General features: G+C 70.1%; 19 protein-coding genes. 6 read left to right on the top strand and 13 right to left on the bottom strand.

All coding sequences use genetic code 11. The annotated features are described in order from the left end of the window. Nucleotides 1-25 precede the first annotated feature (25 nt). Nucleotides 26-595, bottom strand: a complete 570-nt coding sequence (locus F3H32_RS04280) for an FxsA family protein (protein WP_149764701.1) — start codon at nucleotides 593-595, stop codon at nucleotides 26-28. 110 nt (nucleotides 596-705) lie between these two features. Here F3H32_RS04280 and F3H32_RS04275 point away from each other — a divergent pair, with 110 nt between their 5' ends. Both F3H32_RS04275 and F3H32_RS04270 read left to right on the top strand, forming a co-directional pair. After that, on the top strand, nucleotides 706-1,362 hold the full coding sequence (locus F3H32_RS04275; RefSeq protein ID WP_149764700.1) for a Tim44/TimA family putative adaptor protein: 657 nt from the start codon (nucleotides 706-708) through the stop codon (nucleotides 1,360-1,362). 3 nt (nucleotides 1,363-1,365) lie between these two features. Then, a complete protein-coding gene (locus F3H32_RS04270) occupies nucleotides 1,366-1,962 on the top strand; it encodes a Smr/MutS family protein (protein ID WP_149764699.1) in 597 nt (198 codons plus the stop codon). On the opposite strand, the gene F3H32_RS04265 is transcribed toward F3H32_RS04270, so the two are convergent. The 4 genes from F3H32_RS04265 to hslV form a co-directional block, all read right to left on the bottom strand. After that, complete coding sequence (locus tag F3H32_RS04265; protein ID WP_149764697.1) at nucleotides 1,959-3,029, bottom strand: alpha/beta hydrolase; 1,071 nt, start codon at nucleotides 3,027-3,029, stop codon at nucleotides 1,959-1,961. The genes F3H32_RS04270 and F3H32_RS04265 overlap by 4 nt on opposite strands. Before the next feature lie 60 nt (nucleotides 3,030-3,089). Further along, nucleotides 3,090-3,266, bottom strand: a complete 177-nt coding sequence (locus F3H32_RS04260) for a PLD nuclease N-terminal domain-containing protein (RefSeq protein WP_115755641.1) — start codon at nucleotides 3,264-3,266, stop codon at nucleotides 3,090-3,092. A gap of 54 nt (nucleotides 3,267-3,320) precedes the next feature. Continuing rightward, nucleotides 3,321-4,628, bottom strand: coding sequence for an ATP-dependent protease ATPase subunit HslU (gene hslU, locus F3H32_RS04255; protein ID WP_149764695.1), 1,308 nt, complete (start codon nucleotides 4,626-4,628; stop codon nucleotides 3,321-3,323). A 155-nt stretch (nucleotides 4,629-4,783) separates the two neighbouring features. Beyond that, nucleotides 4,784-5,338, bottom strand: coding sequence for an ATP-dependent protease subunit HslV (hslV, locus tag F3H32_RS04250; RefSeq protein WP_149764693.1), 555 nt, complete (start codon nucleotides 5,336-5,338; stop codon nucleotides 4,784-4,786). A 104-nt stretch (nucleotides 5,339-5,442) separates the two neighbouring features. Here hslV and F3H32_RS04245 point away from each other — a divergent pair, with 104 nt between their 5' ends. Next, nucleotides 5,443-6,363, top strand: a complete 921-nt coding sequence (locus tag F3H32_RS04245) for a hypothetical protein (protein WP_149764691.1) — start codon at nucleotides 5,443-5,445, stop codon at nucleotides 6,361-6,363. A gap of 3 nt (nucleotides 6,364-6,366) precedes the next feature. Here the strand turns inward: F3H32_RS04245 and trxA are convergent, their stop codons facing one another. From trxA to dapB, 6 genes are read right to left on the bottom strand one after another with little or no spacing between them, the layout of a single operon-like run. Next, nucleotides 6,367-6,690: a thioredoxin gene (trxA, locus tag F3H32_RS04240; protein WP_011749068.1), complete on the bottom strand. Its 324-nt coding sequence runs from the start codon at nucleotides 6,688-6,690 to the stop codon at nucleotides 6,367-6,369. Between the two features lie 53 nt (nucleotides 6,691-6,743). Continuing rightward, nucleotides 6,744-10,121 carry a double-strand break repair helicase AddA gene (gene addA, locus F3H32_RS04235; RefSeq protein WP_149764689.1) on the bottom strand — a complete coding sequence of 1,126 codons (3,378 nt, stop codon included), beginning with the start codon at nucleotides 10,119-10,121 and terminating at the stop codon, nucleotides 6,744-6,746. After that, nucleotides 10,111-13,053, bottom strand: a complete 2,943-nt coding sequence (gene addB / locus F3H32_RS04230) for a double-strand break repair protein AddB (protein ID WP_149764687.1) — start codon at nucleotides 13,051-13,053, stop codon at nucleotides 10,111-10,113. The genes addA and addB overlap by 11 nt, the downstream gene beginning before the upstream one ends. Continuing rightward, nucleotides 13,046-13,717 (bottom strand): nucleotidyltransferase family protein, encoded by a 672-nt coding sequence (locus F3H32_RS04225; RefSeq protein ID WP_188128582.1) that lies wholly within the window; start codon nucleotides 13,715-13,717, stop codon nucleotides 13,046-13,048. The genes addB and F3H32_RS04225 overlap by 8 nt, the downstream gene beginning before the upstream one ends. Beyond that, complete coding sequence (tsaE, locus tag F3H32_RS04220; RefSeq protein WP_149764685.1) at nucleotides 13,714-15,132, bottom strand: tRNA (adenosine(37)-N6)-threonylcarbamoyltransferase complex ATPase subunit type 1 TsaE; 1,419 nt, start codon at nucleotides 15,130-15,132, stop codon at nucleotides 13,714-13,716. Before tsaE ends, F3H32_RS04225 begins: the two co-directional genes overlap by 4 nt. A gap of 24 nt (nucleotides 15,133-15,156) precedes the next feature. Then, entirely contained in the window at nucleotides 15,157-15,963 is an 807-nt protein-coding gene (dapB, locus tag F3H32_RS04215; RefSeq protein WP_149764683.1) for a 4-hydroxy-tetrahydrodipicolinate reductase, read from the bottom strand. A gap of 69 nt (nucleotides 15,964-16,032) precedes the next feature. Here dapB and rbfA point away from each other — a divergent pair, with 69 nt between their 5' ends. The 3 genes from rbfA to truB are packed head-to-tail and all read left to right on the top strand — an operon-like array spanning nucleotide 16,033 to nucleotide 18,092. Then, nucleotides 16,033-16,449, top strand: a complete 417-nt coding sequence (gene rbfA, locus F3H32_RS04210) for a 30S ribosome-binding factor RbfA (protein WP_115755649.1) — start codon at nucleotides 16,033-16,035, stop codon at nucleotides 16,447-16,449. Further along, complete coding sequence (locus F3H32_RS04205) at nucleotides 16,439-17,194, top strand: phosphodiester glycosidase family protein (protein ID WP_149764681.1); 756 nt, start codon at nucleotides 16,439-16,441, stop codon at nucleotides 17,192-17,194. Before rbfA ends, F3H32_RS04205 begins: the two co-directional genes overlap by 11 nt. 1 nt (nucleotide 17,195) lies before the next feature. Further along, nucleotides 17,196-18,092, top strand: a complete 897-nt coding sequence (truB, locus tag F3H32_RS04200; protein WP_149764679.1) for a tRNA pseudouridine(55) synthase TruB — start codon at nucleotides 17,196-17,198, stop codon at nucleotides 18,090-18,092. Here truB and F3H32_RS04195 read toward each other — a convergent pair. Next, entirely contained in the window at nucleotides 18,079-18,501 is a 423-nt protein-coding gene (locus F3H32_RS04195; RefSeq protein ID WP_149764677.1) for a GFA family protein, read from the bottom strand. The two genes, truB and F3H32_RS04195, sit on opposite strands and share 14 nt — an antisense overlap. Further along, entirely contained in the window at nucleotides 18,501-19,442 is a 942-nt protein-coding gene (locus F3H32_RS04190) for an MBL fold metallo-hydrolase (protein WP_223191338.1), read from the bottom strand. Before F3H32_RS04190 ends, F3H32_RS04195 begins: the two co-directional genes overlap by 1 nt. Nucleotides 19,443-19,473: the final 31 nt, after the last annotated feature.

Here is a 19,473-nt window from a genome sequence, read left to right as displayed (position 1 = left end):
TTTCTAGCACCCCCCGACCCGGCGCTCAATGCCGGGTCCAGCCCGAGTTGCCGCGCCGGCCCGCAGGCGGTTCGGTCTGGTCGGTCAGCCCATCGCGGACGGGACCGGGCGGGTCGTCCTGAACCGAATATTCCCCGTCGATCGCGCCCTGGTCGCTCCAGCCGGGCCCGCGGCGAAATCCGGTCGGATCGGCGCCGAAATCAGCCTCGGCGCCATAGGTGCGGCTATAGCTGTAACCGGCGCCCGAAACCCGCATCCGCCGGGCCATCCGCCGCAGGATCAGGCTGCGCAGCGGCGCAATCAGCAGCAAAAGCCCCAGGGCGCTGGTGAACAGGCCCGGCACCACCATCAGCAGCCCGCCGATCATGACCAGCGCGCCATGGGCCATCGGCCGGCCGGGATCGCGAAAATCCTGCATGGCGCGCTGCACGTCCAGCGCCGCGCGCGCGCCCTGGCGGCGCATGACCGCCACCCCGGCCAGGGCCGAGGCCAAGACCAGCGCGATGGTGGGCAGGACGCCGATCGCGCCCCCCACCTGGATGAACAGCGCGATCTCGACGATGGGCAGGATCACAAAGGGCAGCAACAGCCACATGACGGCTTTTTCCTCCGGGCAGCTCTATTTCCCGGCACCAAACTGGACTTGGGCCGGTCCTCACCCTACATAAGCATGCGGAAGCGCCGATACAAAGCTTAGGTCCGTTGATGTCGAACCCCCTGCTGCAATTGCTTGTTCTCGCGGCGATCGCCGTGTTCCTGATCCTGCGCCTGCGCGGGGTTCTTGGCACCCGCGACGGATTCGAGCCGCCGCGCGTGCCCGAAGAGCCGGTGCAGCGTCACCGCTTCGACGTGATCGACGGCACCGCCGAGCCGGCGGATACCGACATTTCCGACCATGCCGAACCCGGCAGCCCCCCCGCCCTGGCCCTGGCCGAGATGAAACGGGTCGAACCCGATTTCGCCGTGGGGCCGTTCCTGTCGGGCGCCAAATCCGCCTATGAAATGATCCTGATGGCCTTTGAGCGCGGCGATCTTTCCGAGGTGCGGGGCTTTCTGGCACCGCCGGTGGCCGAAGCCTTTGAATCGGTGATCCAGGACCGCAAGGCGCGCAACCTGACCACCGAGGCGCAATTCCTGGGCACGCGCGAAACCGCGCTGGCCGGGGCCGAGTTCACCCCCGCGACCGGCATGGCCGAACTTTCGGTGCGCTTCGTCGGCGAGATGATCGTCGCCACCCGCGACGCCGACGGCAACGTGGTCGAGGGCGATCCCAAGGCATCGCGCAAGCAGCGCGATATCTGGACCTTCGCCCGCCGGATGGGTCAGGACGACCCGAACTGGCAGCTTGTCGCCACGGCCTGAGCCATGGCACGGCGGCGCGGACTTTCGGCCGAGGACAAGACCCTTTGGTCCCGTGTCGCCTCGACCGCCGTTCCGCTGCACCCGGCCCGCAAACAGGCCCAGCCGGCGCCCGAACCACCGCCGCTGAAAAAGCCGCCTGCCGTGTCCCAGCCGGCCCCCTTGCCGCTGGCGGATCTGCGGCTGGGCGCGCGCTCCGGCGGGGGCTCGACCCGCGTTGACCTGTCCCCGCCCCTGCCCCAGGCGCTGCACGCCCAGCCCTTGCGCATGGATCACAAGACCCATCGCCAGATGAGCCGCGGCAAGCTTGCGCCCGAGGCGCGCATCGACCTGCATGGGATGACCTTGGCCGTGGCCCAGCCGGTCCTGACCCGTTTCGTCATGCAGGCCCGCGCCGATGGCCGCCGGCTGGTGCTGGTCATCACCGGCAAGGGCCGCGGCGCCGGCCCCGATGCACCGCTGCCGGTCCGCCCCGGCGCGCTGCGCCACACCGTGCCGCATTGGCTGCACATGCCGCCGCTGAATGCCGCGGTGCTGCAAGTCCGTCCCGCACATCGCCGCCATGGCGGCGAAGGCGCCTATTACGTCTATCTGCGCCGCTAGAAGGCCGGCGAGATCACGATCCGCGCCGCCTGCTCGGCATGAAGCGCGGCGCGGGTCAGCGGCCCGACCCCGCCGCCCACATCCGCGGAAAACCCGCTGTTCAGCGCCTGCGCCTGGGACAGGATGCGCAAGAGCGCCGGCGAGGTCGCGACGTTGAAATGCCCGTCCCCGGTCGAAAAGGCCCCGACATCGACCAAAGTGACCGGCAGGTCGGCCACCGGCCCCGCATCGGTCAGATTGCCCAGCCGCACCGGCTCGGCCGAGATCAGCGCCGAAAGATTAAGCGCCCGGTCGCGCCCCGAGGTGAAGATGACGAAAGGCTGCGGCAGCCGTCCGATGGCGCGGACCTGCATGCGAAACAGCCCCACGTCGATATCGGGCGACAGCAGCACCACCGCGCCGATCCGGTCCAGGGTGTCGCGCTTGCCGGCGATGGCCATCTGGCGCAGGCTTTCCATCAACAGGGCCGCGCCCATGGAATGCGCGACCAGGATCGTCTTGCCGCCCGCCTGGGCGGCGATCTCGATGCTGCGCTCCAGCCCGTCGCGCGAATAAAGCACGCTGTCGCGATCCGCCGCATAGGCCAGCGGCTGCCCGCGCGACGGCCACGAGAAATGCATCGGCACGCCGGGCAGGTTCAGATCATGCTCGATCTGGGCAAAACGATACAGCCCCTCGGCGAAGGTGTTGTTATAGCCATGGATGAACAGCACCACGTCGCGGTCGCCCGGCGCCCGAGCGGCGATGGCCTGGCGCAGCTCGGCCCGGAAATCCCTGGGCCGGGCAAAGCGGGCATATTCCGCGACCAGGAAATCCCGCTGCGGATCGGGAACGGCGCCCGGCCGCGGATAGGTGATCGATCCGGGCAGCCGCTGCGGCGGCACCGCGACATCGACGCGGCCAAAGCTGACCTCTTCCTGCCGGCTGCCCGCTGGGCTGCGGTTGGAGGCGACATAGATGCGCTCCACGGTTCCCACCTGCCCCGCCTGGGGGGCGACGGTGATCGCGCCCCGCGGCGCGCAGGCCGCCAGCAGCAGCAACAGCGCAACAACGATCCGCCCTGGCATGTCCCCCGCCCTTCCGACTTGCGGGGCACAATGCCACCGCCGGTCGCGGCGGAAAAGACCCTAGCCGTAATTCGCCTTGGGTCCCGCGAACCACCAGATGATAAAGCCCAGCACCGGCAGGATCGCCACCAGTGCGATCCAGATCAGCTTGGTGGTCATGGTCTCGTTGGTGTTGATGATCGAGGCGATGGCCCAGACATCCAGAACAAAGACGATGATGCCGAAAAGATATCCCATGCGTGCCCCCGGCCGTTATGCCATTTCACAACGGCAGCCAGCCGCCGCGGTTCCCTAAAGCACATAGCGCGACAGGTCGGCCGAGCGTGCCAGATCGCCCAGATGCCGCTCGACAAAGGCCCCGTCCACGACCACCTGCTCGCCCGAACGGTCCGGGGCGCTGAAGGACAGTTCCTCGAACACCCGCTCCATCACCGTGTAAAGCCGCCGCGCGCCGATATTCTCGACCGAGCCGTTCACCTCGGCCGCGATGCGGGCCAGGGCCTGGATGCCATCCTCGGTGAACTGGACCACCACACCTTCGGTCGCCATCAGCGCGGTATATTGCCGGGTCAGGGCGTTGTCGGTCTCGGTCAGGATGCGCACGAAATCCTCCTCGGTCAGCGCGCGCAGCTCGACCCGGATCGGCAGCCGGCCCTGAAGCTCGGGCAAGAGGTCCGAGGGCTTGGCTATGTGGAACGCACCGCTGGCGATGAACAGGATATGATCGGTCCTGACCGGCCCGTATTTCGTGGAAACCGCCGTGCCCTCGATCAGCGGCAACAGGTCCCGCTGCACCCCTTCGCGGGAAACATCGCCGCCGCGGGCATCGGTCCGCGCGGCAACCTTGTCGATCTCGTCGATGAAGACGATGCCGTTTTCCTGCACCGCCTCCAGCGCGGCGGCCTTCACGGCCTCGTCGTCCAGAAGCTTGTCGGCCTCCTCGGCGATCAGCAGCTCATAGCTTTCCGCCACCGTCACCTTGCGCCGCACCCGGCGCCCGCCGAATGCCTTCATCAGCCCCGACAGGTCCATCATCCCGCCCATGGGCTGGCCGGGCTGGCCCGGCATCTCCATCATGCCGAAGGGGCTGGAATTGTCCTGCACCTCCAGTTCGATCACCGTGTCGTCCAATTCGCCGCGCTTGAGCTTGTCGCGGAACATCTCGCGGGTCTGCTCGCGCGCACCCTCGCCGGCCAGGGCGGCGACGACCCGCTCCTCGGCGGATTTATGGGCGCGCGCCTTGACCTCCTCGCGCATGCGTTCGCGGGTCTCGATGACGGCGGCGTCGGTCAGGTCGCGGATGATCTGCTCGACATCGCGGCCGACATAGCCCACCTCGGTGAACTTCGTCGCCTCGACCTTCAGGAAGGGCGCGCGGGCCAGCTTGGCCAGCCGGCGGCTGATCTCGGTCTTGCCGACGCCGGTCGGACCGATCATCAGGATGTTCTTGGGATAGACCTCGTCGCGCAGGTCGTCGCCCAGCTGCCGCCGGCGCCAGCGGTTGCGCAGGGCCACGGCCACGGCGCGCTTGGCATCCCTTTGCCCGATGATAAAGCGATCCAGTTCGGACACGATCTCGCGCGGGGTCAGGTCGGACATTCGGGGCTCCTGTCTCATTTCCGCATCACTTAAAGCCGGCCGGTCCGCGTTTCAACCAAGCCGCCGCCCCGACTGCCGCCCTGCGCCGGCTTTCTCCGTTGTGCAAATACCCTGGGGTGAGGCCCGCCAGGGCCGAGGGGCAAAGCCCCTCCTTGCTAGCCCAGAACCTCGACCGTCAGGTTGCCATTGGTATAGACGCAGATATCGGCGGCGATCGCCATGGCCTTGCGCGCCACCGCCTCGGCGTCCAGGTCGCCCTCCATCAGCCCGCGCGCCGCGGCCAGGGCGTAATTCCCGCCCGAACCGATGGCGGCCACGTCATGTTCGGGCTCCAGCACGTCGCCGGCCCCGGTGACGACGAAGATATCCTTGCCGTCGGTGACGATCAGCATCGCCTCCAGGTTGCGCAGGTATTTGTCCATGCGCCAATCCTTGGCCAGTTCGACGCAGGCCCGCGCCAATTGGCCGGGCGCGGCCTCCAGCTTCTTCTCCAGCCGCTCCAGCAGGGTGAAGGCGTCGGCGGTCGAGCCGGCAAAGCCCACCACCACGTCATGGCCGCCGGGACTCAGCCGGCGCACCTTGCGGGCCGTGCCCTTCATCACCGTCTGGCCGACGCTGACCTGGCCGTCACCGGCAACGACCACGCGGCCCGCGCGCCGCACGGCCAGGATGGTGGTGCCGTGCCAGCCGGGAAATCTGTCTTCGGACATGGTTCTCTCCGATCTCTCGCCTTGCCGGGTCAGATATGGGCCGGGCGGCGCTTTCGCAACCCGCCCCCTTCCGCCACGCCGCGCCAGCCGCTAGCGTGCCGGCCATGACCCACGCCCCCGTCCTGCGCGTCTACCTGGAAGGCTCGATGCTGGAAACGGCGCGGGCGGGCAGCTTCAACTTCATGAATGTGCTGCGCCGGGCGGTCGAGGGCGCGGGCTGGCGCGTCGAATGGCACCGGACCGGCGCCATGGCCCGCACGGCCGCGCCCCTGCGTGACGGCTATGCGCTGTTTCACATGCAGGCGCCGACCCATGCCCGCGCCCTGACCTTTCGCCGCGCCTATCACTACCCGTTCTGGCAAATCGAGCCGGCGGCGCAACGCTGGCGCTTTGCCGTGGCGCAGGCCCGCCACGATCCCGCGACGATCGACCCCGATGCCGCGCGCAGCTTTGCCGACCGGCTGCGCGCCCGCGTCTTGCCCGGCCCGCCGCCCCGGCGCGGCGACACGGTGCTGGTGCCGCTGCAAGGCCATATCCGCCGCTGCCGGTCCTTCCAGACCATGAGCCCGGTCAAGATGCTGGGCGCGGTCGCCGCCACCGGCCGGCCCACCATCGCCACGCTGCATCCCAGAGAAAGCTATGACGCTGCCGACCATGCGGCCCTGGCCGAACTGGCGGCGCGCCATCCGAACCTGACCATCGGCGGCGACACGACGCGGCTTTTGCGCGATTGCGCCTTTGTCGCGACGCAGAACAGCGCCGTCGCCTTCGACGGCTACCTGCTGGGCAAGCCCGCTGTCCTGTTCGGGCAGATCGACTTTCATCATATCGGGCTGAACGTCGCCCAACTGGGCGCGGCCAAGGCGCTGGCGCAGGCCGAAACCCATGCGCCGGATTTCGACCGTTACCTGTTCTGGTTTCTTCAGGAAAAAGCCATCAACGCCACGCGGCCCGATGCTGGCGCGCGGATCCTGGCGGCGATGCGCCGGGGCGGCTGGCCGATCGGCCCCGCCCCCGGCGCCTGAGCATCAGATGGATTCGTCGATCCAGGCCTTCAGCGCGGCCTTGGGCGCGGCGCCGATCTTGTTCGACACGACCTGGCCGTCCTTGAACAGGAACAGCGCCGGGATGCCGCGCACGCCAAGCGCGGCGGGGCTTTCGGGGTTCTCGTCCACGTTGACCTTGACGATCTTGACCCGGCCTTCATATTCGGCGGCCAGCTCTTCCAACGAGGGGCCGATCTGGCGGCAGGGCCCGCACCATTCGGCCCAGAAATCGACCACGACCGGGGTCGGGGATTGACGGACTTCGCTGTCGAACTCGGCGTCGGAAACGGCTTGGGTGTTGGCCATCGGGCTCTCCTGCAATGTGCCGGCGCGGGCCGGCAGGGCGTATGGGTCAACAGCTAGGCACGGGGGCGGTTGGGGTCAAGACCCGCCATGACCCCATCCAGCAACTCGTCGGGCAGCGCCATCAGGCTGCGCGCGGCGGTCCACAGCACCGCAACCTGGACCCGCCTGTCGGGCCAGATCAGCCGCAGCGCGGCGCGATAGGCCGCCATCTGGCGCAGGATGCCCAGCGGCACCGCCTGCGGCGTGCCCGGCACCTCGCGGTTCGACTTGTAATCCACCGCGACAATCCGTCCCGGCTCTATCACCAGCCGGTCCACCGCCCCGGTCAGGATGCCGATGCCCGGCAGCGGCGCGGCCAGCGCCACCTCGGCCATCACCTCGGCCGCCTCGGACAGCGCAAAGACCTGGGCCAGGGCCGGGGCCTCGATCACCGCGCGCGCCTCAGACAGCAGGGCGGCCAGTTCACCCGACGCGGGCAAGCCGCCCTCGGCACCCGCCAGCACGTCGCGGGCAAGGCCCGGCCATTCGGCGGGATCGCGGCCCGGCAGATGCTCCAGCAGCAGGTGCAGCCGCGTGCCGAACAGCATCGCCGCCTGGGCATCGCCTTCGCCGGGCGCACCGATCACCTTGGCCCCGCCCAAAGCGGTCGCGGGAATGGGCCGAAGCTTTTCCGGCGGCGCCGGCGGCGGCGGGGCGCGCAGCCAGTCCGGCTCGGCCAGCGCGGGCCTTTCCGCCAGCACCGGCTGCGGCGCGTCCTCGGGCCAGTCGCCAAAGGCCAGCCGCAGGATCTCGCCGCCCCAGGGCGCGGGCAGGCGCGCCTGGGCCAGGTCGGTGCGGCCCATGCCGGCCTGGACCATGGCGTGCCAGCTATCTTCGGCCGCGCCGGTCTCGCCCGCCGCGGCAACGATCAGCCAGCTTTCGGCGCGGGTCAGACCGACGTAAAGCAGCCGCTTGCGTTCCTGCAACTGCCGCTCTGTCTGCATCGCCGCCAGGTCTTCGACCGGCTCGGGCCGCTCTCCCTTGCGGCCGCGCCACAGCGACAGACCGTCCGGGCCGGGCAGCACCGGCGCCTCGCGCGGGGGCTTGCGCTGCGCACAATCGGGCATGACGACGATGGGGCTTTCCAGCCCTTTCGAGCCATGCACGGTCATCACCCGGATCAGCCCCTCGCCATCCCCGGCCGAGCCGGGCTGGCGGCGGACCTCGACATCGTCGCCGGCCAGCCAGACCAGGAAGCCGGTCAGCGAGGGCGTTTCCGAGCTTTCATAGCTCAGCGCCTGCGACAGCAATTCGTCGATGCCGTCCTGCGCTTCGGGGCCAAGCCGGGCGATCAGCCGTTCGCGCCCGCCATGGCGGATCAGCAGGCGCTGGACCAGGTCATAGGGACGCATGAAGCCGGTCTGGCCCATCAGGTCGGCCAGAACCTCGACCGCATGGCGATGCGACGATTCCCGCAGCCGCCGCCACAGGTATTCGCCGCGCTTGCGCCCGGCGGCAAGGCGGTAAAGCTGTTCCTCGGCCAGGCCGAACAGCGGCGAGCGCAGGCAGGCCGCCAGCGACAGGTCGTCCTCGGGCGTGGCCAGCACCGACAGCAGGGCGCGGATGTCCTGCACGGCCATTTCCCCGGCCAGCTTCAGCCGGTCGGCGCCGGCCACCGGCAGGTTCGCCGATTTCAGCGCCGCGATGATCTCGGCGAACAGTTCCGAGCGGCGCTGGACCAGGATCAGCACGTCGCCGGCGCGGATGCGGCGCACCGCGCCGGTCTTGGCGTCATGGATCGGCTGGCCCAGCATCTGGCCCACGGCATCGGCGACGGCGCGGGCCAGTTGCACGGTTTCCGAATTTTCAGCCGGCTGGTCCACCGGGTCGGTCCAGTCGCCGGGCTCGGGCTTTTCGGGCTTGGGGATCGCCGGCCACAGGTCCACCCGGCCCGGCATCTGGGTGCGAAAGGCGCGGTGCTGCGGCGGATCGCCCAGGCCGCGCGCCGCGTCGCCCGCAAAGACCTGGTCGACCAGCGACAGGATCGCGGTCGAGCTGCGGAAGGAATGCCGCAGTTCCAGCACCTGCATCGGGTTCTGCACCGCCTGGAAGGCTTGCGCAAAGCCGGTGCGGCGGGCCTCGAACACCGCGATATCGGCGCCCTGGAAGCTGTAGATCGACTGTTTCGGGTCGCCCACCACGAACAGGCTGCGGGTCTGGTCGCGCGCGCCCTGGCCGGCGGTGAACTCGTCCGTCAGCCGCTCGATCACCTGCCATTGCGCCGGGCTGGTGTCCTGCGCCTCGTCGACCAGGATATGGTCGATACCGCCGTCCAGCCGGAACAGCACCCATTGCGCCATGCTGTTTTCCGACAAAAGCCGCGCGGTGCGGTCGATCAAGTCGTCGAAATCCAACCGGCCATGCGCCGCCTTCTGCGCCCGATAGCGGGCCAGAAAGGCATGGCCGAAACGATGCAGCGCCAGTGTGCGTTCGGCATGGGCCAGCGCGATGCGGCGCGGGCGCGCGCCCTCGACCCGCTCCATCAGGATCGCCAGGTCGTCCAGCAGTTCCGCGCAAGGACCGCCTCGCAGCGCCTTGGTCGGGAAGCCGTCGTATTTCGCGGTAAAGGGCGCCTTGGCACCCGCTCCGGTCAGCAGCACCGATTCCAGGATCGCCAGTTCCGCCAGGCCCGGCTGCGCCCAGTTGCCGGGCGCAAGCTTCGCCGCCGCCTTCTGGTCGGTGGTGCTGCCCTTGAGCAGATGCGGGACCAGCGCGGCGATGACCGTGGCGCCTTCGGCAAAGCATTGCGCCAGAAGCGCCCGCATATCCTCGCCCGGCGCCAGCCCGCAGGCAGTCCAGAGCGCGTCCCGGTCTGCGGGAGCCTCGAACCCCCGCAGGCCGGCAAGGAAGGCGTCCAGCCGCTCGCCCGAATGCAGCGCCAGCAGGTCTTGCAATTCTGGCGCCTGGTCGCGGGCCATTTCCTCGACGATCTCGGCGCGGATCAGCGCGGCGCTGCGGTCGTCAAGCTCGGTGAAGCCGTGCGGCACCCCGGCCTCGATCGGAAAGCGGCGCAGGACGCCGGCGCAAAAGCTGTGGATGGTCTGGACTTTCAGGCCCCCCGGCGTCTCGATGGCGCGGGCGAACAGCCGGCGCGCGGCGGGCAGGTCGGGGGCGCCCGCCTCGCCCAGCCGCGCCAGTTCCGCGCGCAGCGCCGGTTCGGGCAGCATCGCCCATTGCCCCAGCCGCGCCAACAGGCGGTTCTGCATCTCGGTCGCCGCGGCCTTGGTATAGGTCAGGCACAGGATGCGCTCGGGCGCGGTCCCGGCCAGCAAGAGCCGCGCCACCCGGTCGGTCAGCACCCGCGTCTTGCCCGAACCGGCATTGGCCGTCAGCCAGGTCGAACGATGCGGGTCCGCCGCCCGCACCTGCGCCAGCGTCGCCTCATCCATCATCGCCGAACCTCTGCGGCATCGCGACCTCGGTCGTGTCCCATTCGCCATGCCGCGACAGGTGGTCGTAATCGCTGGCGTGGTCGCTGCGTTCCATCGCCAGCCGGGCGGTAAAGCCGCGCTCGCCGCCCAGATAGCGGCGGATCAGGGTGACGAAGCCGGCCCAGGTTTCCTCGGCGAAACCCGCGGAGAACTCGCGCGGCTCGGTCTTCCCCTCGCCGCCTAGCTGGATATAGCTGATGCCCTCGACCTCGGCCGGTCCCAGCGTCTTGAAGGCGCCGTGCCGGACCATGGCGGCCTCTAGCGGCAATTGCTTGTCGAAATGCGCGATCTGCTTGTCCGAGGGCGGCTTGCCGGACTTGTAGTCATAGACATGCACCCGGCCGTCATCCAGCAGGTCCAGCCGGTCGGGCCGGGCGATCAGGCGGAAATCCAGGCCGGGGATGCCCTGTTCGCCATATTCTTCGACCAGGATCGGCCGGCCGCGCGCCAGCCTTGCGGCCTCGTCCGCCATCAGCCGGTCGGCAATGCCGGCGATGCGCGCGCGCCAGAACAGCCGGGCCGAGGGCCAGGGCACCTCGGCCTCCAGCACCGCGTCGGTCAGGGCAAGCAGCCGCGCCGCCATCGTCTGCGGCGCCTCGGGCAGGTCGGGCAGGCCGCGCAGGAAACGGTCCATGATGTGATGCAGGACATTGCCGCGCTCGGCCGCGTCGGGTTCGGGGCGCAAGGGGTCCAGCGCGCGCAGGCCCAGCACCCGGCGGGCATAGACGGCATAGGGGTCGCGGATCAGCGTCCTGACCTCGGTCACGGACAGTTCGCGCAGCGCCGGCGGCGGCGGGATGGGCGAGGGGCGGGACGCCGGCGCCAGCCGCATCCGCGGCCGGGCCTGCAACTCGGCCAGGTCCAGCCAATGGCGGCCGCGATCCCGCATCTGGGCCAGCGCCTGCGGCCCCTGCTGATCGGGCAGCCCGCCCAGCAGGTTCACCAGCCGGTTCAGCCAGCGCGAGGGGATGGTCTCGGCCTCGGCATCGCGGCGGGCGCGGGTCAGCACCACTTGGCCCGCGCCGACGGCCTGCTGGAAGTCATGCGCGGCCAGGCCCACCTGGCGTTCAGGCAGGGTCAGCCCGGCGGCCAGCCGCATCGGCCGCGACAGCCACGGATCGGGGGGCAGCGCCTGCGGCCAGCCGCCCTCGTTCAGCCCCGACAGGATCACCAGGCCGGCATCCTCGCCCACGGCTTCGGTGCGCGCCTCGCGCGGGCCGCGAAAGCGGACCAGCGGATGCGCGGCCACGTCCTGGCGCACGGCCTGCCCTTGCAATTCGTCGTAAAGCAGGTCGCAGAACTCGGCCGGCCGCAGGTCGTGGCCCAGATGCGCATGGGCGGCCAGGTGGTCCAGCACCGAACGCGCCAGCCCGCCCGAGGCCTTGGCCCAAAGCTCGGAGGCATCGGCATCGCCGGCCGGACCGGCGGCCAGATCCTCGGCCAGCGCCCGCAGATCGCGCAGCCGATCCGCCAGCGGCCGCGGGGCGCGGTCCTGGGCCAGCGGCACGATCCGGTCCAGAAGCGAGGCCAGCCACAGCGCCCAGGGCTTGCTTTTTTCGTCCCCGCGATCCGCCCAGGTCCGCAGCGCCGTGCCGTCGGGAAAGGCGGGGCCGTTGCGGCGCAGGTGCAATTCCAGGTCGCGCGCATGGCGGTTGTGGTCGCGCCGATAGTCGCGGCCCAGGCCGGTCGCCGTCACCGGGTGCTTCAGCAGCACCAAAAGCGCGTCCAGCATCATTTCCGCCCCGAACAGGTCGGCGACGTGGCGCAGGAACAGGCCGGGCGCGGTCAGCGGCAAGGGCTGGCCGGCGGAATCGTCGGGGATGATGCCCCAGCGGTCCAGCGCCGATTGCACGCGGCGCGTCAGCATCCGGTCGGCGGCGATCAGCGTCACCGGCTGGCGGCGCTCGACCGCCTCGCGGATGATCAGCGCCACGACCTCGGCCTCTTGCCCCGGCTGCTCGGCCTCGATCAGGGTCAGGCGTTCGGTCGCGGGGACCAGCGGGCCAAGGCGCGGGCCTTCCTCGATCCATTGGTCGGTGACGGGCGCGGGGCGCAGCGCCAGCGAGATCAGCCGGTTGCGCGCCGGGTCGGGGGCGGTGCCGGGCAACCATTCGCCGGGCGGCCCGAACTCGGCCACCAGCGGCGCATAGCGCGCCTGCGGATGATCCTCGGAACGAAGGTCGAGCCCATCCCAGACCGCCTGCGGCAGGTCGGCGTCGAAGCCCGGCAGCACCACCGCGCCCATCGGCAGCCGGGCGACGGCGCGCATGAAGTCCCGCGTCGCGCCATGCGAGCCGGTCGAGCCGGCGACCACCACCGGACCTTGCGGCAGATCCTTGCCCCGCGCCCAGGCGGCGGCCAGCGCCTCGGCCGCGATGCGCTGGCGCGCTTCGCGGTCCTGCGGCGGGTCGGACAGATAATAGCCGGCGGCGATCTTCAGAAAGGTTAGCGCCCGGCCCCAATGCTGGGCGTGTTCGCTGGCGTCGATGCGGTCCAGCGCCTGGGCGTCCAGCCCCTCAAGCTGCATCTCGGCCATCAAGCCCGCCAGCGAGGCGGCCAGTTCCGGCACCGATTGCCCCTGCGCCAAGTCGGGATCGGCGCGCAGCGCGGCGTCGATCAGCCGCCCCAGCTCCAGCCGGCGGGCCAGCGGCGCCGCGGCCGAACCGCCGCCCAGGTCGGCGATCAGCCGCAGCCGCGGCAAAAGCAGCGGCCCGCGCCGGATGAAGGCCTGGCGCAGCGCCATCAGCGACTGGCCGGAATTGGCATAGAACGTGACGCGCGCCATGTCCTGCGGCGGCCGGTCCGCCATGCGCCGGATCAGCCCCTGGGCCAGGCCACCGGCAAAATCCGCGCCGCAAGGCAGGGCAAAGACGCCGTTCTGCCAGTCAGGCATCGAGCAGGCTCTCGGCCAGCGGGATGCAGTCGGGGCGCCCCACGTCGCACCAGGCGCCGGGATGGACCAGCCCATAGGCGCGGCCCTGGGCGATCATCAGGTCCCAGAGCCGGTTCAGCGAGAAGACCTGCTCGGGAATCTCGGCCAGCCGTTCGGGCCGGATGATCTGCACGCCACCATAGACCAGGTCGCCCCCCCGGATCAGCCGGTCCGCGGGATCAAGGCTGAAATCGCCGCCGCCCTGCCGGCCATGCGTCCGGTCCAGAGGCACCAGCATCAGAAGCGCGTCCATATCGTCGCGCCAGCCGTCCAGCAGCGCGCGGACCGGGTTCGGGCCGGTCCAGACCACGTCGGGGTTCATCGTGACCACGGGGCCGGGGCCAAGCAGGGGCAGCGCCTTGCGCAAGCCGCCGCCGGTTTCCAGCAGCAGGTCGGATTCGTCGGAAAGGGCGATGTCCTGCCCGGCCAGGTGGTCGCGGATCTGCTGGCCCAGATGGTGGATGTTCACCGCCACGCGTCCAACGCCCGCCTGCCGCGACAGCGCCAGCGCGCGGTCCAGCAGCGCCTGGCCGCCGACCGGGATCAGCGGTTTCGGCAGCGTATCCGTCAGCGGCGCCATGCGGGTGCCCTTGCCCGCGGCAAAGATCATCAGCGGCAGGCTCATCCGGCGATGCCCTCGATCACCTGGGGCGTGGGGGCCGGGACGCCTTCCAGCGCCTGGACCAGGGGGGACAGCGCCGGATGGGCCAGGTCGCGCTGGATCGCCGCCCAGACGCGCGGCATCATCGCCAGGTAGCGCCGCTTGCCCTCGCGCTGCGCCAGGCGGGTAAAGATGCCCATGATGCGCAGGTTGCGCTGCGCGCCCAGCAGGGCATAGGCGGCGCGGAACCGTGCCTCGTCCACCCCGGTTGCGGCGATGTAGCGGGCGATCTGCGCCGCCTCGATCTGCGGCGACACGTCGCGGCGGGCGTCTTGCAAGGCCGAGACCAGGTCATAGGCCGGATGCACCGCCACCGCGTCCTGGAAATCCAGCAGACCCAGCGGCGATTCGTCCCGCCAGACCACGTTCTCGGCATGGAAATCGCGCAGGCCCAGCACCGGCGGCATATCGGCGGCCAGTTCGGCATAGAGCCGTTCGACCGCCGCGGCGACCTCGGCCCCCTTGCCGGGCACGCCGGCCGCGGGGGGATAGTATTCGGCGAAAAGGCCCACCTGACGCGCCAGTTCCGGCCCGTCGAGGCGCGGGACGAAATCCGGTGCCTCGTGGCCATGCAGCCGCACCAACAGGTCGGTCATGCGGTCATAGAGGCGCGGCGCCAGTTCGGGCCGCTGTTCCAGCACGCGGGCGACCAGGTCGTCGCCCAGGTCCTCGATCAGCAAAAGCCCCTCGGCCTGGTCGGTGGCCAGGATTTCCGGCGCATGCAGGTCCCGTGCCCGCAGCCATTGCGTCATCGCGACATAGGGCGCGGTCACGCCGGGCGAGGCATCCATCAAGACCGCGCTGCGCCCGTCATCCTCGACCAGCCGGAAATAGCGCCGCGACGAAGCATCGCCCGCCAGCGGGACCAGCCGCGCCCCGGACCAGCCGGCGCGGTGGATCAGCCGGGCGATGGCCGGCAGGCGGGTCATCAGGCCCCAATGCGGCTCGGACCCGGCCAAGGTGATGCGGCGCAGGTCGGGCGCATCCGCCAGCGGCTCCAGCCCCACGGTCAGCGCCCCTTCCAGCGGGCTGCCATGTTCGGGCCATTCGACCAGCACGATGGCCTCGCGCATGGCCTCGTCCAGGCCAAGCTCGGCCAGTTCGTCGGGATGGGTCAGCCGGTACAGGTCAGCGTGCCAGATCTCGGTCCCCATCGGGTCGGCATAGGTCTGGACCAGGGTAAAGGTGGGGCTGGGTACCTCTTCGGCCGTCTCGCCCTGGCGGGCGCGGATGAAGGCGCGGGCGAAATGCGTCTTGCCGGCGCCGACCGGCCCTTGCAGGGCCACCACGTCGCCGGGCTTCAGCACGGCCGCCATCACCCGCGCCAGGCAGGCGGTCAGGTCGGCATCGGCATCGTCAAGCGTCGCAAGCAGGGTCATGGCGTGAACCTAGACGCTGGCGCTTCAAAGACCAAGCACATCCGCCATGTCATATTCGCCCGGCCCCTTGTCCTGGCCCCAAAGCGCCGCCCGCAGCGCGCCGCGGGCAAAGATCGCCCGGTCGGTGGCCAGGTGGCGCAGCACCACCCGCTCGCCCGCGGTGGCGAAGATCACGTCATGTTCGCCCACGATGTCGCCGCCGCGGATGGCGGAAAACCCGATCGAGCCGGGGGTGCGGGCGCCGGTGATACCCTCGCGCGCCGGGGTGCGCAGATCGTCCAGGCCGTGGCCGCGCCCCTCGGCGGCGGCCTCGCCCAGCATCAGGGCGGTGCCCGAGGGCGCGTCCACCTTGCGGTTGTGATGCGCCTCGACCACCTCGATGTCCCAATCTTCGCCCAGCGCGGCGGCAACCTTGCGGGTCAGGCCGACCAGCAGGTTCACGCCCAGGCTCATGTTGCCGGCGCGGATGATCGGCGCATGGCGGGCGGCGGCGCGCAGCTTGTCCAGGTCGGCGGGCTCGAATCCGGTGGTGCCGATCACATGCACGGCGCGGGCCTGCGCCGCCAGTTCCGCGAAAGCCACCGTCGCCGCCGGGGCGGTAAAGTCGATCACCGCCTGCGCCTTGGCGATGGCCTCGACCGCGTCGTCGGTGACGGTGATTCCCAGCGCAGCACCCCCCATCGCCTCGCCCAGGTCGCGGCCGATCCAGGGGCTGCCCTCGCGCTCGATGGCGCCGACCAGACGGGCCTGATCCGACCCCAGAACGGTGCGCACCAGCATCTGTCCCATGCGGCCCGACGCGCCCGTGATGACGATTCCCGGTTTTTCCATGCTCGATCCCCCGTTTGCGGCATGTCTATCCCGTTGCGGCGCGGGCCGCGACCCCCTACATCTGCGCGCATGGCACAGAACCGCTTTCATTCCGGCACCGGCCCCTCGCAGCGCCAGCTTCGCGTGGGCGAACTGATCCGCCGCACGCTTTCCGACGTCCTGCTGCGGGGGGATGTCCACGACCCCGAGCTGAACCGCCATTCGATCACGGTCGGAGAGGTGCGGACCTCGCCCGACCTCAAGGTCGCGACGGCCTATGTGCTGCCGCTGGGCGGCCAAGGCGCCGAAGAGGCGCTGGCCGCGTTGCGCCGCAATTCGGGCGAGCTGCGCCACCTGGTCGCCAAGGCGATGACGCTGAAATACGCGCCGCAGCTACGCTTTGTCCTGGACGAGACCTTCGACCGCATGGACGACACCCGCCGCCTGCTGTCCGAGGACCGGGTGCGCCGCGACGTCGAATCAGACCCGGAAGACGATGCGGATTGATCTTAAGCGCCGGCTGGGCCTGGCCATCGGCGCGCTGGTCGCCATGACCCTGCCCGCCATGGCCGGGATCTGCGAAAAGCGCGACTTCGACGGGCAGGGCTATGTGATCTGCACGCTGACCGCGGAACAAGAGCCGGGGCTGCGGCTGTGGCTGAACGGCCCCGACGGCCGGGTCTTGGGCGATTTCACCGCCGTCCGCCGCATGCTGGCGCAGGGTGAGAGCCTGGGCTTTGCCATGAATGCCGGCATGTATCACCCCGATTTCACCCCGGTCGGGCTGTATGTCAGCGACGGCGCGCAGGAACACGACCTGGTGACGGCCGGCGGCGGCGGGAATTTCGGGCTGCTGCCGAACGGCGTCTTCTGCGCCGGCGGCGCGCGGCCATATCGGGTGATCGAAAGCCGCGCCTTTGCGGATGCCGGCGCGGAATGCCGCATCGCCACGCAATCGGGGCCGATGCTGGTCATCGACGGCGCGCTGCATCCGCGTTTCCTGGTGGACAGCGACAGCCGCTATATCAGGAACGGGGTCGGCGTTTCGGCCGACGGGCAGACGGCGTGGTTTGCCATCTCGGACCGGGCGGTGACGTTCCACCAGTTCGGCCGGCTGTTTCGCGACGGGCTGGGGGCGCGGGATGCGCTGTATTTCGACGGCTCGATTTCGCGGCTATACGCCCCAAGCCTGCACCGCGCCGATTTCGGGCGGCGGCTGGGGCCGATCATCGGATATGTAGGACAGAACTAGAATGGCGCGAAAAAAGGGACGCGAGATCCACGGTTGGCTGATCGTGGACAAGCCGGCGGGCATCGGCTCGACCGATGTGGTCAGCAAGGTCCGCTGGGCGCTGGACGCGAAGAAGGCCGGCCATGCCGGGACGCTGGACCCCGATGCAACCGGCGTGCTGGCCGTGGCGCTGGGAGAGGCGACAAAAACCGTGCCGATCCTGACCGAGGCGCTGAAAGCCTATGACTTCACGGTAATGTGGGGGGCCGAGACCGCGAGTGACGACGCCTCGGGCCAGGTGGTGAAAACCAGCGACGCGCGCCCGGACGAGGCGGCGATCCGCGCCGCCCTGCCGGCGTTCACCGGCGAGATCATGCAGGTTCCCCCCGCCGTCTCGGCCGTGCGGGTCGATGGCGCGCGGGCCTATGACCTTGCGCGCGAGGGCGAGGCGGTGGAACTAGCCGCCCGGCCGCTTTGGGTGGAATCGCTGGAATTGCTGGGCGCGAGCCGCGACAGCGCCGAACTTCGCATGGTCTGCGGCAAGGGCGGCTATGTCCGCGCCATCGCCCGAGACCTGGGCCGCAAGCTGGGCTGCCTGGGCCATGTCGCGCATCTGCGCCGCATCTGGTCGGGACCGTTCGAGGCCGGGGATGGCATCGCCCTGGACCGCATCGACCGCGCCAACCAGGCCGAGATCGAGGCGGCGCTGCTGCCCCTGCAAGCCGCGCTGGCCGACCTGCCCCAGATGCAGGCGACCGAGATCGGCGCCACCCGCATCCTGAACGGCAATCCCGGCCAGGTGCTGGGCCATGCCGAATTCGGCGAGGAGGTCTGGGTCAGCCGCGACGGCCGCCCGCTTTGCATCGGCCGCTACATGGGCGGCGAGGTGCAGCCAAGCCGGGTGTTCAACCTGGGCTGACCGGGACGAAACGCAGCATTCCCACCCGGCCTTCCGACCCGCCGTCTGACGGGTGGTTCACCCCGTCCTCGACCGGCACCTCGGCGAAATCGAAGGGGCTGACCCCCTGGATGCAGGCGACGTTCACCCCCAGCTCCTGCGGGTTCGAGCGGCGCTGGTGGTGGGTATAGATGCCGCAGGTCTTGCAGAAATAATGCCGCGCCGTGCCGGTGTTGAAACGGTAAAGCGCCAGGTTCTCGGCGCCCTGGACGACCTCCAGGTCGCCCAGCAGCGCCGTCACCGCCACCGCGCCGCGCATCCGGCACAGCGAACAGGTGCAGCGCCGCGCATTGCTGAACCCGTCCAGCAGCCGGACCCGGAACTGCACCCGCCCGCAATGGCAGGCGCCCTTGTGCCAGGCGTCCCCCATCAGTCGAACTGATAGGTCGCGGGCACGAAGCGATAGGACCCCTTGCCGTTCGGGGCGATGAAGCCCACGGCCGGGAAGGGCATGTGATAGCCGATAAAGGGGATCTTCTCTTCGGCCAGCCGGGCCAGCACCGCCTGGCGGGTGGCCGCGCCCTGGTCCTTGTCCACGTCGAAGCGCACATGCCAGGCCGGTCGCTGCACCGAATAGACGTAATGGTTGAAGCTGTCGCCGGTGATCAGCAGCCGCTGCCCCTGGCTTTCCAGCAGATAGGTGGTATGGCCGGGGGTGTGGCCGGGGGCGGGCTCGGCCTTGATGCCGGGCAGGATTTCCTCGGTTCCCTCGATCTGCTGCGCCTTGTCCAGAAGCGGGACCACCTTGGCGGTATAGGCCTCGCTGGGATTGGCCGCCCAATAGTCGTTCTCGGGCCGGGGCAGGATAAGCTGGGCGTTTGGAAAGGCCGGGCTGCCGCCATCCATCAGCCCGCCGACATGGTCGCCATGCATATGGGTCAGCACGACGTGGGTCACGTCCTGGGGCTGGACGCCGGCCTGGGCCAGCGAGGCGGCGTTGTTCGCGGGAACCATGCCTGCGTCGAACAGCACCAGCGCGTCGGGCGTCCGCACCAGCGTCAGGGTGTAGGAGCCGCCGCTGCGGTCGGCGGGGATGAAATTCTCGGCGCTGAGGCTTTCGAACTCGGCCGGGTCGGCGTTCAGGCCGAAGGTCGCGATCGGATCGTCGCTCATGCTGGCGCCGCCCAGCAGAGTCGTCACCTCGAACGCGCCAAGCCGGATGCCATGGGCGCGGCCGGGAAAGGCGGGCGCCACCCCGCCCGCCGGCGCAACCGGCGCGGTCTGGGCATGGCCCGGCAGCGCCAGGGTCATAAGCAGGCCGCCGCCCAGCATCATGGCATCGCGGCGGGTGATATCGGTCCTGAACGTCATCGTTGCTGCCTCCTGGTGGGTCGGTTCCGCA

It is taken from the genome of Paracoccus thiocyanatus (genome assembly GCF_900156255.1).
GTDB classification, from domain to species: domain Bacteria; phylum Pseudomonadota; class Alphaproteobacteria; order Rhodobacterales; family Rhodobacteraceae; genus Paracoccus; species Paracoccus thiocyanatus.
This window is presented reverse-complemented; position numbering and strand designations above follow the sequence as displayed.